The organism is Rhodococcus sp. LW-XY12 (assembly GCF_019317345.1).
GTDB lineage: Bacteria > Actinomycetota > Actinomycetes > Mycobacteriales > Mycobacteriaceae > Rhodococcus > Rhodococcus pyridinivorans.
The window spans coordinates 1371775-1384799 of the sequence record NZ_CP079225.1 but is presented as its reverse complement, the minus strand read 5'-3'; the positions used below and the strand labels follow the sequence as shown (position 1 = coordinate 1384799).

At 68.8% G+C, this 13025-nt stretch carries 11 protein-coding genes; 6 read left to right on the top strand and 5 right to left on the bottom strand.

What is annotated here, in order from left to right:
- Positions 1-141 precede the first annotated feature (141 nt).
- The gene (locus KXC42_RS06560) at positions 142-1935 is read left to right on the top strand and encodes a thiamine pyrophosphate-requiring protein (protein WP_219130049.1); all 1794 of its coding nucleotides are present in this window, start codon (positions 142-144) and stop codon (positions 1933-1935) included.
- Here KXC42_RS06560 and KXC42_RS06555 read toward each other — a convergent pair.
- A complete protein-coding gene (locus tag KXC42_RS06555) occupies positions 1892-2587 on the bottom strand; it encodes a TetR/AcrR family transcriptional regulator (RefSeq protein WP_033097304.1) in 696 nt (231 codons plus the stop codon). The two genes, KXC42_RS06560 and KXC42_RS06555, sit on opposite strands and share 44 nt — an antisense overlap.
- Before the next feature lie 70 nt (positions 2588-2657).
- Here KXC42_RS06555 and KXC42_RS06550 point away from each other — a divergent pair, with 70 nt between their 5' ends.
- Genes KXC42_RS06550 through KXC42_RS06540 form a run of 3 tightly spaced genes read left to right on the top strand, consistent with a single transcriptional unit; the run spans position 2658 to position 5964 of the window.
- Positions 2658-4220, top strand: coding sequence for an NAD(P)/FAD-dependent oxidoreductase (locus tag KXC42_RS06550; protein ID WP_219130048.1), 1563 nt, complete (start codon positions 2658-2660; stop codon positions 4218-4220).
- On the top strand, positions 4217-5044 hold the full coding sequence (locus KXC42_RS06545; protein ID WP_019288078.1) for an SDR family oxidoreductase: 828 nt from the start codon (positions 4217-4219) through the stop codon (positions 5042-5044). The genes KXC42_RS06550 and KXC42_RS06545 overlap by 4 nt, the downstream gene beginning before the upstream one ends.
- 8 nt (positions 5045-5052) lie before the next feature.
- Entirely contained in the window at positions 5053-5964 is a 912-nt protein-coding gene (locus tag KXC42_RS06540) for an alpha/beta hydrolase (protein WP_052040056.1), read from the top strand.
- Between the two features lie 18 nt (positions 5965-5982).
- On the opposite strand, the gene KXC42_RS06535 is transcribed toward KXC42_RS06540, so the two are convergent.
- From KXC42_RS06535 to KXC42_RS06520, 4 genes are all read right to left on the bottom strand, one after another.
- Positions 5983-6939 carry a glycine betaine ABC transporter substrate-binding protein gene (locus KXC42_RS06535; protein WP_019288076.1) on the bottom strand — a complete coding sequence of 319 codons (957 nt, stop codon included), beginning with the start codon at positions 6937-6939 and terminating at the stop codon, positions 5983-5985.
- Between the two features lie 132 nt (positions 6940-7071).
- Positions 7072-8265, bottom strand: coding sequence for an NADP-dependent malic enzyme (locus KXC42_RS06530; RefSeq protein WP_033097302.1), 1194 nt, complete (start codon positions 8263-8265; stop codon positions 7072-7074).
- Positions 8266-8734: 469 nt separating this feature from the next.
- On the bottom strand, positions 8735-9157 hold the full coding sequence (locus KXC42_RS06525) for a hypothetical protein (protein WP_006554312.1): 423 nt from the start codon (positions 9155-9157) through the stop codon (positions 8735-8737).
- Positions 9154-10008: a PHP domain-containing protein gene (locus tag KXC42_RS06520; RefSeq protein ID WP_006554311.1), complete on the bottom strand. Its 855-nt coding sequence runs from the start codon at positions 10006-10008 to the stop codon at positions 9154-9156. The genes KXC42_RS06525 and KXC42_RS06520 overlap by 4 nt, the downstream gene beginning before the upstream one ends.
- Before the next feature lie 132 nt (positions 10009-10140).
- Here KXC42_RS06520 and KXC42_RS06515 point away from each other — a divergent pair, with 132 nt between their 5' ends.
- Together KXC42_RS06515 and KXC42_RS06510 are read left to right on the top strand one after the other, a co-directional pair.
- Complete coding sequence (locus tag KXC42_RS06515) at positions 10141-11196, top strand: magnesium and cobalt transport protein CorA (protein ID WP_037215783.1); 1056 nt, start codon at positions 10141-10143, stop codon at positions 11194-11196.
- Positions 11193-13001 carry a hypothetical protein gene (locus tag KXC42_RS06510; protein ID WP_219130047.1) on the top strand — a complete coding sequence of 603 codons (1809 nt, stop codon included), beginning with the start codon at positions 11193-11195 and terminating at the stop codon, positions 12999-13001. The genes KXC42_RS06515 and KXC42_RS06510 overlap by 4 nt, the downstream gene beginning before the upstream one ends.
- The last annotated feature ends 24 nt before the right edge of the window (positions 13002-13025 follow it).

Here is a 13025-nt window from a genome sequence, read left to right as displayed (position 1 = left end):
GACGGTTCTCATGTGAGCCGGGTCGGTTCGTCCCCGCGAGGGGCGATCGACCCGGCTCACGCCTTTTTCCGGTGTGTTTCGGACCGGGCACGACGGGCACCCTCCGGAGGACCCCCGATCGTGTCCTGCGAGGAGCTACCGATGGCAAATCCGACCGTGGCCGACTACCTGTTGCACCGCCTGCGCGCGTGGGGGGTGGACCACGTCTTCGGATATCCCGGCGACGGCATCAACGGGATCCTCGCCGCCTGGACGCGCACCGGCAACGATCCGGTCTTCGTGCAGTCCCGGCACGAGGAGATGAGCGCCTTCGAAGCCGTGGGCTATGCGAAGTTCACGGGCCGGCCCGGGGTGTGCATGGCGACCTCCGGCCCGGGCGCGATCCATCTGCTCAACGGCCTGTACGACGCGAAACTCGACCACGTTCCGGTGGTGGCGATCGTGGGCCAGACCGACCGTTCAGCGATGGGCGGGTCGTACCAGCAGGAAGTGGACCTGCACACGCTGTACAAGGATGTGGCGTCGGCGTTCGTGGAAACGGTGACGGTGCCCGAGCAGTTGCCGAACGTCCTCGACCGGGCGATGCGCACCGCCATCGCGTACCGCACTCCCACGGCAGTCATCATCCACGGCGACGTGCAGGAACTCGAGTACTCCCCGCCCGGCCACGAGTTCAAGATGGTGCCGTCGAGCGTCGGCTTCGACCGTCCCCGGATCACACCGGACGACGACGCGATCCGGCGGGCCGCGGAGATCCTCAACGACGGGGACAAGGTGGCGATGCTCGTCGGCAGCGGCGCCCGCGGTGCGCGGGCGCAACTCGAGCAGGTCGCGGATCTGCTCGGCGCCGGGGTGGCGAAAGCCCTGCTGGGCAAGGACGTGCTGTCGGACGAGTTGCCATGGGTCACCGGATCGATCGGGTTGCTGGGCACGCGGCCCACCCACGAGATGATGACCGGCTGCGACACGCTGCTCATCGTCGGTTCGTCCCTCCCCTACAGCCAGTTCCTGCCCGAATACGGCCAGGCCCGCTGCGTGCAGATCGACATCGACCCGAACATGATCGGGATGCGCTATCCGAACGAGGTCAACCTCGTCGCGGATGCCGCCGCCGCGCTCGACGCGCTCGTCCCGCTGCTGCAGCGCAAGGAGGACCGGTCGTGGCGTGAGGGCATCGAGCAGAACGTGCAGCGCTGGTGGCAGACCATGGGACAGCAGGCGGAGGTCGAGACGGAGTTCGTCAATCCGCTGCGGATGTTCGCCGAGGCCTCACCGCGACTGCCGGACGATGCGATCGTCACCGCCGACTCGGGTTCGGCCGCCAATTGGTATGCGCGCCAATTGCAGTTCCGCGGTGACATGCGCGGTTCGCTGTCGGGCACCCTCGCGACGATGGGTCCGGCGGTGCCGTACGGGATCGGCGCGAAGTTCGCGCATCCGGGTCGTCCGGTGGTCGCGTTCGCCGGCGACGGGGCGATGCAGATGAACGGCATGGCCGAGCTGATCACCATCCAGCGGTACTGGCAGCAGTGGACCGATCCGCGGCTCGTCGTCGCGATCATCCACAACAACGATCTCAACCAGGTCACCTGGGAGATGCGTGCGATGGGTGGGGCACCGAAATTTGCGGATTCCCAGTCGCTTCCGGACGTCGACTACGCTGCCTTCGCGCGCAGTCTCGGGCTGGGCGGCGAAACCGTGAAGTCCTCGGACGAGATGGGCTCGGCCTGGGATCGCGCGCTGGCCGCGGACCGTCCGACGGTGCTCGACGTGTACACCGATCCGGACATGCCGCCGATCCCGCCGCACGCGACGTGGGAGCAGTTCACCGATGTCGCCAAGGCCGTGCTCGCCGGTGACGAGAACCGTTGGGGCTTCGTGAAACAGGGCGTCAAGACGAAGCTGCAGGAGTACCTTCCCGGAAACGATCGCTGAGAAACCCCCCGGCCGGAGCAGCGTCACCGGCCGATGAGTGGAGCGAATGTGCCGCCAGCGCAACGCCGGACAGCGCCGCGATGGCCAGTTCGACGAACTCGTCGCGGGTGAGTTCGGGATCGCGTAGCCACGCGATGGTCGTGTCCTCGACGAAGGCCACCCAGCCGCGCACGGCGAGCCGCACGGCGGGCGTCGGCTCGATCCCGATGGCGGGCAGGTGCGCGACAGTCCGGTCGACGAGCGCTGTGCGGGTGTCCTCGAAGGCCGCCCGCATGTCGGGGTCGCCGCTGGTGGCGCCGCGCAGGATCGAGACGTACATGTCGCGGCGCCGGGTGACGTAGTCGACGTACGCGACGAGCGTGCCGCGCAGCATCTCGATCGGTTCGAGACCTTCGTCCGGTGCGGTGTACTCGACGAGATCCTGGCCGACGCATCGCACGAGTTCGACGTGGTAGTCGTGCTTCGAGGCGAAGTAGTGGAACAGCAGCCCCTTCGAGACCCCGGCCCGGTCGGCGACCTCGTCGACGGAGATCTGTTCGAGGGGCCGGTCGGCGAGCAGTTCGAGACCCTGTTCGATCAGCTGGGCCCGGCGTTGGGCGGGACCGAGGCGGGTCCGGCGGGGTCCGGGACTGTCGTCTGTCACGTCCACCATGCAAACACCGTTATTGAATTATGGTCAACAAGTGTTGACCAGGTCACTGGAACGCTCTAACCTCAAGTACATGAGTCTTCCGGTTACAGATACCGTCGCCGACGCGGAGATCCGTCAGGTCGACACGCTGATCATCGGCAGCGGGTTCGCCGGGCTCGGTGCGGCCATCCGACTGTCGCAGGCGGGCAAGGACTTCCTCGTGCTCGAACGCGCCTCCGAGGTGGGCGGCACCTGGCGCGACAACACCTACCCCGGCGCGGCGTGCGACGTGCCGTCGAACCTGTACTCCTACTCGTTCGCCCTCAACCCCGGCTGGACGCGCTCGTTCTCGCCGCAGCCGGAGATCCAGAAGTACATCCGCTCGGTCGCCGACCGGTACGACGTGCGGCGACGCACTGTCTTCGGGTGCGACGTGCAGACGGCCCGCTGGAACACCGCGACGCACCGCTGGGACGTGGCCACCACGCGCGGGAAGTACAGCGCCAAGGTCGTGATCTCCGCGGTGGGCGCCCTGTGCGAGCCGTCGCTCCCCGACATCGAGGGCATCTCCGGTTTCGAGGGCGAGATCTTCCACTCGGCACGGTGGAACCACGACGCCGACCTCGCCGGCAAGCGCGTCGCGGTCATCGGCACCGGCGCCTCCGCCATCCAGATCGTGCCGGCCATCGCCGGCACCGTCGGCCGTCTCGACGTCTACCAGCGCACGGCACCGTGGATCCTCCCCCGCTTCGATCGCGAGTACACCGCTCCCGAGCGGTTCGCCTTCCGGTTCATCCCCGGCTTCCAGCGCCTTTCACGCGCCCTGCAGTACACCGCCCGCGAGACGCAGGTCGTGGGTCTGGCCAAGGCGCAGGCCTTCATGAAGCCGCTCGAGCTCGCCGCGCGCATCCAGGTCCGGCGGCAGATCCGCGACAAGGCACTGCGCCGGAAGGTCACGCCGAACTACGGTATCGGCTGCAAGCGCATGCTGATCTCGAACAACTATTACCCCGCGCTCGACCGGCCGAACGTCGACCTCGTCACCGACGGCATCGAACGCGTCACCCCGCGCGGCATCGTCACGAAGGACGGCACCGAACGCGAGGTCGACGCGATCGTCGTCGCGACGGGCTTCCACGTCACCGACTCGCCGACCTTCGCCGGCATCTTCGGCAAGGAAGGCCGTTCGCTCGCCGAGGTCTTCGACGAGACCGGCATGCGGGGGTACAAGGGCAGCTCGGTCGCCGGATTCCCGAACCTGTTCTTCCTCGTCGGACCGAACACCGGACTCGGGCACACCTCGATGGTGTACATGATCGAGTCGCAGCTCGAATACGTCGTCGACGCCGTTCGCACGATCGATCGCAACCGCATCGGCACGGTCGAGGTCCGCGAGGACGTGCAGGACGAGTACAACCGCGACCTGCAGCGCGCGATGCGGTCGAGCGTGTGGAACAACGGCGGGTGCGCGAGCTGGTATCTCGACAAGCACGGCAACAACACCACGCTGTGGCCGGGATTCACCTTCGAATTCCGCCGTATCACCCGCAGATTCGACCTCGAGGCGTACCGTAGCGTCGCCGAATCGGATCTCCCCGTCGCCACCGACCGTCCCGCGCAGGAGCGCACGTCCCGAGAGGCAGCAGTTCGATGAGTGATGTCGCAGGCCGGGTCGTCGTCGTCACGGGCGCGGGTTCCGGGATCGGCCGGGCCCTCGTCCTCGCCCTCGCGGCCCGAGGCGCCCGCCTGGCGATCTCGGATGTCGACACCACAGGGCTCGAGGAGACCGCGCGTCGCGCACGGGAACTCGGCGCCGAGGTGAAGGCCGACCATCTCGACGTCACCCAGCGCGAGAAGGTCCTCGAGTACGCCGAGCAGGTCGCCGCCCACTTCGGCGCGGTCCACCAGGTGTACAACAACGCGGGCATCGCCTATCACGGCGACCTCGAGCGCACCGAGTTCAAGGACATCGAGCGCGTGATGGACGTCGACTTCTGGGGAGTCGTCAACGGCACCAAGGCTTTCCTGCCGTATCTCATCGCGTCGGGCGACGGCCACCTGATCAATGTCTCGAGCCTGTTCGGTCTGCTGAGCATCCCGGGTCAGGCGGCGTACAACTCGGCGAAGTTCGCCGTGCGCGGCTTCACCGAGGCGGTGCGGCAGGAGATGCTCGTCGCGCGGCATCCCGTGCAGGTCACGTGCGTGCATCCCGGTGGTATCAAGACCGCGATCGCGCGCAACGCCGCCGTCCCCGACGGCGACGACCAGGCGACCTTCGCGGAGTTCTTCGACCGCAAGCTCGCACGCACGACCCCCGAGGACGCGGCGAAGACCATCCTCACCGGTGTGCGGAAGAACAAGGCGCGTGTACTGATCGGCGCCGATGCGAAGCTGCTCGACGCCTTCGTCCGCGTTGCCGGACCGGCCTATCAGCGTGTCGTCGCCACCGTGACCTCCCGGGTCGTGCCGAGGGGATAGGCTGCGGCATGCCTCCGACACCGCAGTTGTCACCGCGGGTGGCGCGTACCGCCCTGCGTCCTCTCTTCCGTGCCCTGCTGTCGCCGCGCTGGTCGTTCGCCACGCAGCGCCGGTTGCTCGACCTCGCGGCGCCGTTGCAGTTCCTCCCGAAGGACACCGTGGTGCGCCCGATCCGTCTGGGAGGACGCCCCGCCGAGCGGATCACGGTGGGCGCCACCGAGCGGACCACGGCGATCCTGTACCTGCACGGCGGGGCATACACCGGCGGGTCGCTCGCCACGCACCGCTCGCTCGCGGCGCATCTCGCCGCCGCGTCCGGAGCGGCCGTGTACGTCCTCGACTACCGGCTCGCGCCCGAGCATCCCTATCCGGCGGCGTTGAACGACGCCGAGGCGGCCTATCTCGAACTCGTCAGCGAGCACGGCTTCGAGGTGTCGAGCATCGCGATCGCCGGCGACTCGGCCGGCGGTGGCCTCGCCGCGGCCACCACACACCGGCTCGTCGACCGTCACGGGATCACCCCGCCGGCGCTCGGATTGTTGTCGCCGTGGACCGATCCGGCCGCCCGCGACCTGCCCGACGTGAACGACGTCGTTCTGAACAAGGGCTGGGTGTATTCCTCGGCCGAGGCGTATCTCGCCGGAGGCGATCCCACCGATCCCGGTTACGCGCCCATCCACGCCGATCCCACGGGTCTGCCGCCGACGCTCATCCAGGTGGGCACCGCGGAGATGTTCCACCCACAGGTGCGGCAGTACGCCGAGAAGCTCCGGGCGGCGGGCGTCGAGGTCACCCTCGTCGAACAACCCGAGCTGTGGCACGTCGCGCCGTTGCAGGCGTCGCTCGTTCCCGAGGCCGCCGCGGCGATCTCCGACTTCGGTGTGTTCCTCCGCGACCGGATGGGCACCCGCGCGGGCTGAGTACTCGCGGGGTGCCGTTCACGCTCCGGCGTGTTCGTCGATCCATTCGCGGGCCACGGTCTCGGGATCGTCTCCCTCCTCGACACGCGCACGCAGTTCGGTGAGATCGCTCGTGGTCAGTTCACCCGCGATGGTCCGCAACGCGTCGAGTTGTGCCTCGTCGAGGGTGCCCTTGCGGAAGACCGGGACGACGTTCTGGGCCGGCAGGACCGGGGCGGGCGCATCGTCGGCGTTCGTGTCGTCCTGCGGGCTGCGGTCGGGTGCGTCGGGCACGGTGCTCACGGGCGAATCCGCGTCGATCTCCGCGAGGGCGGACGACGTCGTGGTGGTTCCGACGACCGTGTCGGGTTCCGACGCGACGGCGACGGACTGTGCATCCTCGATCCGTCGCACCTCGCGCGGGCGGCAGTCGGCGCGTTCGAGGGCGGTGAGTCCACCGGCGGTGTCGAAGTCCTCGGTCACCGCGAAGGTCAGGTCGGCGCAGCGGCCGGCGAGGTCGGCCACGCGGCTCACCGACCATTGCGTGAGCCGTTCGCGGTCGGCGAGCAGCACCGCGCGGTCCTGCGCCGAGGCGTAATCGGAGATGGTCAGTTCGTCGGGCAGTGCGCGCGCCAGCGCTTCGAAGACGTCCTCGGCGTCGGTCGCGTCGGCACCGGGATCGTAGGACGCGAGCAGCCGTCCCGTGTAGCCGGGGATCAGTGTGAGATCGGCGGCGTCGAGCGCTGGGGTCGGATCGGCGACGCCGGAGCGGACCTGCACGTCGATCCCGCTACTGCGCAGCGCTCCCGCGTACAGCTGCGCGAGCAGTTCCTCGTCGGGCCGCTCCCCCGCCCCGACGATCACCGTCGTCGACGGTGCCGCCTCGTCGAGAACGGGCGACGCACACCCCTGGAGCACGGCCGCCGCCGCGCATGCGGTGAGCACCGTCGCCGCGACCGGCCGGATCCGTCTCGCTTCGTTCGCCACGGCGGTCATTGTCGCCCACCGGTGCGCCACGGTCCGCACGTGCCCGACCGTCCGGCCCGCCGAGACGCCGAACGCCCCGGTCCGGAACCCTTGTGCGGTTCGGATCGGGGCGTTCGGTGCGATCTCGCCGGGAGCGAATCCCTAGTCGGTGACGCCTTCGGCCTTCGCCGCGGCCGCGACGGCCTCGGCAACGGCGGGCGCCACGCGCGGATCGAGCGGGCTCGGGACGATCTTGTCCGCAGCCAGTTCGTCACCGACGACCGAGAGGATGGCCTCGGCGGCGGCGAGCTTCATGCCCTCGGTGATGCGGCGGGCACCTGCGTCGAGAGCGCCCTTGAACACACCGGGGAAAGCCAGCACGTTGTTGATCTGGTTCGGGAAGTCGCTGCGACCGGTCGCCACGATCGCGGCGTGCTTGTGGGCGATGTCGGGGTGGATCTCCGGATCCGGGTTCGACATCGCGAAGATGATGGCGTCGTCGGCCATCGTCGCGACGATCTCCTCGGGCACGGTGCCCGACGACACGCCGAGGTAGACGTCGGCGCCGTCGAGCGCCTCGGCGATGCCGCCCTTGCGGCCCTCCGGGTTGGTGCGGGAGGCCAGATCGGCCTTGATCTCACCGAGATCGGTGCGGTCGGAGGAGATGATGCCCTTCGAATCGAGCACCACCACATCGCGCGCACCGGCGGCGAGCAGGATGTTCGTGCACGCCACGCCGGCAGCTCCGGCGCCGGAGATCACGATGCGCAGGTCGGCGATGTCGCGGCCCTGCACCTTCACCGCACCCTTGAGGGCGGCCAGGGCGACGATGGCGGTGCCGTGCTGGTCGTCGTGCATGACCGGGCAGTCGAGCGCCTCGATGACGCGCTTCTCGATCTCGAAGCAGCGCGGAGCCGAGATGTCCTCGAGGTTGACGGCGCCGAAGGACGGACGCAGCCGGATGAGGGTCTCGACGATCGCGTCGGGATCGGTGGTGTCGAGCACCAGCGGGATTGAGTTCAGGCCCGCGAACTTCTTGAACAGCGCGGACTTGCCCTCCATCACCGGCAGCGAGGCACGTGCGCCGATGTTGCCGAGACCGAGGACCGCGGTGCCGTCGGAGACGACGACGACCAGGCGGTTGGTCCAGGTGTAACGGTCGACGAGGGTCTCGTCGGCCGCGATGGCCCGGCAGACCTGGGCGACACCGGGGGTGTATGCAATGGACAGATCGCGCTGGTTCTCGAGCGGCGCGGTCAGTTCGACCGACAGCTTGCCGTCGACGTGACTCGAGAAGATCTCCTCGTCCGTCAACTCGAGCTTCTGAGGGGTAGGTGCATCAGACACAATTGACACGATGACACTCCTGCGTGTTCCGAGTCGACCTCTGGACTCGGTTGCTGCGAAAACACCGCAGTTCGATGCATCTCACACACGTGCATGCATCGAGTTGCAGCGCTTCGCCAAGGACATTGGATTGAAGCTTCCGGGCGCGATCACGACTGCCGCTGTACAACGCTGTACGGCTTCCGGAACGTGATGGAGCCGGGGCGGGTGGCCCTGGCATCGAGCCCTGGGTGATCTAGCCCTGGGTGGGTCTGCCATCCTTCGTCCGATTCCGGGGTATTCCGGCTTTCGGATTGCCGCAAGTTTGCCACCTTCGCAGACGAACAATCAAATCGGCATCGATTGCGAAGGTCTCACGGTTTTGTCGCCTCACCTGTGAGTTTACGTGCCGTGAACACCGCGCCGCGGGCGCACCGCGATGAATTTCCGCAGTTACACGATGGCTACCGACGGGTAGCCGAGACGGCACTCGGGGCCGTCATCCCCACCACTGAGTGATCATCAGAATCGATGCAGTGAAGATCACCACAAGGCTCGACAGGAGTGCTGTGCCACCCGAGCGTCGATCCGCCGTCACCTGGGCGATCACGGCCACGAGCGCGGCGACGACGTGCGCGGCGACCGAGGTGGCGCCCGGGCCGGGGAAACCGCGGTCGCCGGCGAGGTACTGGGCCCCGCACACCACGAACGTCAGGACCAGCACCGCCCCGCACACCACACCGGAGAGAGCGCGGAGGGCGCGGACGGGCAGACTCGCGCGGCGCGATGCGGGTTCGTACGGATCGGCGTAGTACCCCTCGTCCGGGTAATACGGTTCGTTGTAGTACTCACTGTCGTAGTAGTTTTCGTCGTTCGGCGACCCGTACTCCTCGTCCGGATACCGCGCACCCCGTCGCCTCATCCCTCGAGCACCTCCACACCGGTCGCGCAGTCGAGCAACGCCTCGTACGCCGCCGGAGCCGTGGTGAAGCTGCCGAGCCTGATGGTCTTGTTGTCGCCGTGATAGTCGGACGATCCCGTGACGACGACCCCGAGCGACCGCGCGAGATCGCGCATCGTCCGCACATCCTGCTCGTCGTGATCGGGATGATCGGCCTCGACACCGCCGAGCCCGAGTTCGGCGAGTTCCTCGATGTGGTCGAGGGCGAGGAGCCGCCCACGCGCACGTGCCCGGGCGTGCGCCACCACCGGCACACCGCCCGCGGCCGTCACCATCTTCACGGCGTCGGCGAGCGGGGTATCAGCCTTCGGTACGTAGTAACGGCCGCGCGGCGACAGCAGCTCGGTGAAGGCGTCGGCCACCGTGGGCACCACACCGGCGGCGACGAGCGCCCGCGCCAGATGGGGCCGGCCCGCGGCGGGGCCCGCCTCGGCAAGCACTGCGTCGATGTCGATCGGCAGACCATCGTCCGCCATCCGCACACCCATCGCCCGGATCCGCGACACCCGTTCACCACGGAGCCGCTCGAGTTCGGCGACGAAGACCGGATCGTGCGGGTCGAACAGATAGGCCAGCAGGTGCACGGCGACCGGGGCGCCGTCCTCCCCGCGTCCCGTGCAGGACATCTCCATTCCCCGGACGAGACGCAGGCCCGTCGGCAGGGCCGCTGCGGCCTCGTCCCATCCCGCGGTCGTGTCGTGGTCGGTCAGGGCCACGACGTCGAGACCCGCCCGGGCAGCGGCACGGACCAGTTCCGCGGGACGGTCGGTGCCGTCCGATGCGGACGAGTGGGTGTGGAGATCGATACGCACGCCACCAGTCTGTCAGGTCGGCGGGCTAGCATGATTGGAGCTGCCCCGCCCGGTCCCCGTCGACGGGCGACCGCCGCGCCGCGGGCCTGCGACCGGGCCGCGTCCCAGCGGCATGCCGTGAGGAAGGACAACATGCCGCACCAGCCTTCTCGTGCCACCCGTCGCGGCCCCACTCCCCCGGTCCCCACCGAGCAAGCGGTGGTCGACTGCGCGGTCTACGTCGACGGGCACCGCCTGCCCGGCCGCTACAGCCACACCGAGGCGGTGGCAGAGGTACGTCGGCGCGGTACGGGATTCGTGTGGCTCGGGCTGCACCACCCCGACGAGAAGCAGATGACGAACGTCTCGCACACCTTCGGACTCCACGAGCTGATGGTCGAGGACGCCGTCCACGCCCACCAGCGCCCGAAGCTCGAGCGCTACGACGACGTGCTGTTCCTGGTGCTGCGCACCGTCAGTTACATCGAGCACGAGTCGGTGACGACCACCAAGGACATCGTCGAGACCGGCGAGATCATGTTGTTCACCGGCCCCGACTTCATCGTGAGCGTGCGGCACGGCGACCACTCCGAGCTCTCGCACGTGCGCAAGCGCCTCGAACGCGACCCCGATCATCTGTCCCGCGGTCCGGCGGCCGTGCTCCACGCGATCGCCGACCACGTGGTCGACTCCTATCTCGCCGTCACCACGGCCGTGCAACCCGACGTCGACGACATCGAGGAACTCGTGTTCACCCCCGACACGCGGATCGCGGTCGACCAGATCTACATGCTCAAGCGCGAGATCGTGCAGTTGCGCCGCGCCGTCGTGCCGCTCGCCGAACCACTGCAGCAACTCATCCGGGCGCCGGGCAACCCGATCCCGAAGGACGTCCGGCGCTACTTCCGCGACGTCGCCGACCACCACACCACGGTGTCCGACCGCATCGCGGCCTTCGACGAGACGCTCGGCACGCTGCTCGACGCGGCGATCGCGAAGGTCACCGTGCAGCAGAACACCGACATGCGCAAGATCTCCGCGTGGGTCGCGATCGCCGCCGTGCCGACGATGATCGCCGGGATCTACGGCATGAACTTCGATCGCATGCCCGAACTGCATTGGCAATACGGCTATTACGTCGTGCTCTCCGCGATCGTCGCGATCACCGTGGGACTGTTCGTCACCTTCAGGCGCAACAACTGGTTGTGACCACCGAACTCGACCGCCCCTCGACACGCGCTGCGCAGGCTGCGCGATCTCCTCGGCGCCACGTGCTCGCCGTCGCCCTCGCGCTGATCCTGCTGCAGACGATCCTCCGGACCGTGGTGGCCGCGACCGGCGAGTTCTACTGGGACGACCTGATCCTCGTCGGGCGCGCGGGGTCGTATCCGCTGCTGTCCGACGCCTTCCTGCGGTACGACCACGACGGTCACCTGATGCCCGCCGCCTTCCTCGTGGCGGGGATCGCCGCGGCGATCGCGCCGCTGGAATGGTGGCCGGCGGCGGCCTCGCTCGTGATCGGTCAGTTGCTCGCCTCGCTGGCGGTGCTGCGGGTGCTCTGGTTGCTGCTCGGCCCGCGACGCGCTCTGTGGGGACCGTTGCTGTTCTATCTCCTCACGCCGCTGACGCTTCCGGCCTTCGCGTGGTGGTCGGCCGCGCTCAACGCGTTGCCGCTGCAGGCCGCACTGGCATGGGTGGCGGGAGATGCGCTGCAGTACAGCAGGACCGGCCGGCGCCGTCATATCGTGAGCGCCCTCGTCGTCACCGCTGTGGCGCTGGTGTTCTTCGAGAAGTCGGTCCTCGTTCCGTTCGCCGCGTTCGCGACGGTCGCCCTCGCACACCACGTCGACGGACTCGTTCGGCCGATCCGCAGCACGTGGGCACAGGCCCGGCCGTTGTGGCTCGGCTCGGCGGCCGTGCTGGTCGTGTGGGCGGTCTGTTACTCGACGATCGTCGAATCCCGGTTCGGGATCCCGCCGTGGTCGATGGTGGCCGGGTTGACCCATCACGGCATCTCCTACGGGCTGTTGCCGTCGCTGCTCGGGGGTCCCTGGGAATGGGAGCGGTGGAATCCGAGCCCGCCCTGGGCCGATCCCCCGCTCGTGCTCGTCGTGGTCGCGTGGCTCGCTGTCGCGGGCGCCGCAGCGTGGACGGTGCGCCGGCGACGGCGGACCGGGCCCGTGTGGTTCGCTGTGATCGCCTACATCCTGGCCTCGCTCGCGGCGATGATCAGCACCCGCTTCGGTCCGGAGACCACCTACGAACTCGCGCGCACTCTGCGCTACTTCGCCGACTCCGCCGTGGTCGTCGCGATCGCCGCGGCGCTGATCCTGCGCGCCCCGCGACGAGGCACGACGTCCCGTCCTCGTGCCGTGCGTGCGGCCGCCTGGACCTGCGCGGCCGTGTTCACCGTCGGCTCCCTGTGGTCGACCGTGACGTTCGCGCGCAGCTGGTCGGACAATCCGACGGGCGATTATCTCGGGGCGGCGAAGGCGGCGCTCACGGCCCGGCCCGACGAGCCCGTGCTCGATCACCCGGTGTCGGTATGGATCCTGCTGCCCGTCACCTACCCGCACAACCTGGTGGGGTCCGTCTTCTCCGCGCTGCCCGTCCGGTCCGACATCCGCAACCACGCGACCGACCTGTGGGTCCTCGACGATCTCGGTCACCGCACTCCTGCCGACCTGTTGCCGCTGCGCCTCGTCCCGCCCGGCCCCGAGCCCGACTGTGGCTATCGCGTCACCACCGACGCCGTCACGGCCGTGCCGCTCGATTCCCCCGCGGGCGACTGGGAGTGGACCGTGCAGGTGAACTACCGGGCCTCCGCCGACGGCACGATCGACCTCGGCTTCCCCGGCCGCGCATCCGTTCCGGTCCCCGTCACCGAAGGACTCGGGACGGTGTACGTCCGCGTCTCCGGGGACGGGTCGGCGTTGCAGGCGCGCTCGTCCACCCCCGGCACGACCGTGTGCCTCGGTGCCGGATCGCTCGGAGTGGTCGTGCCGCGGGGGTGACGGCGGGCCAGCGTGGCGCGTCCG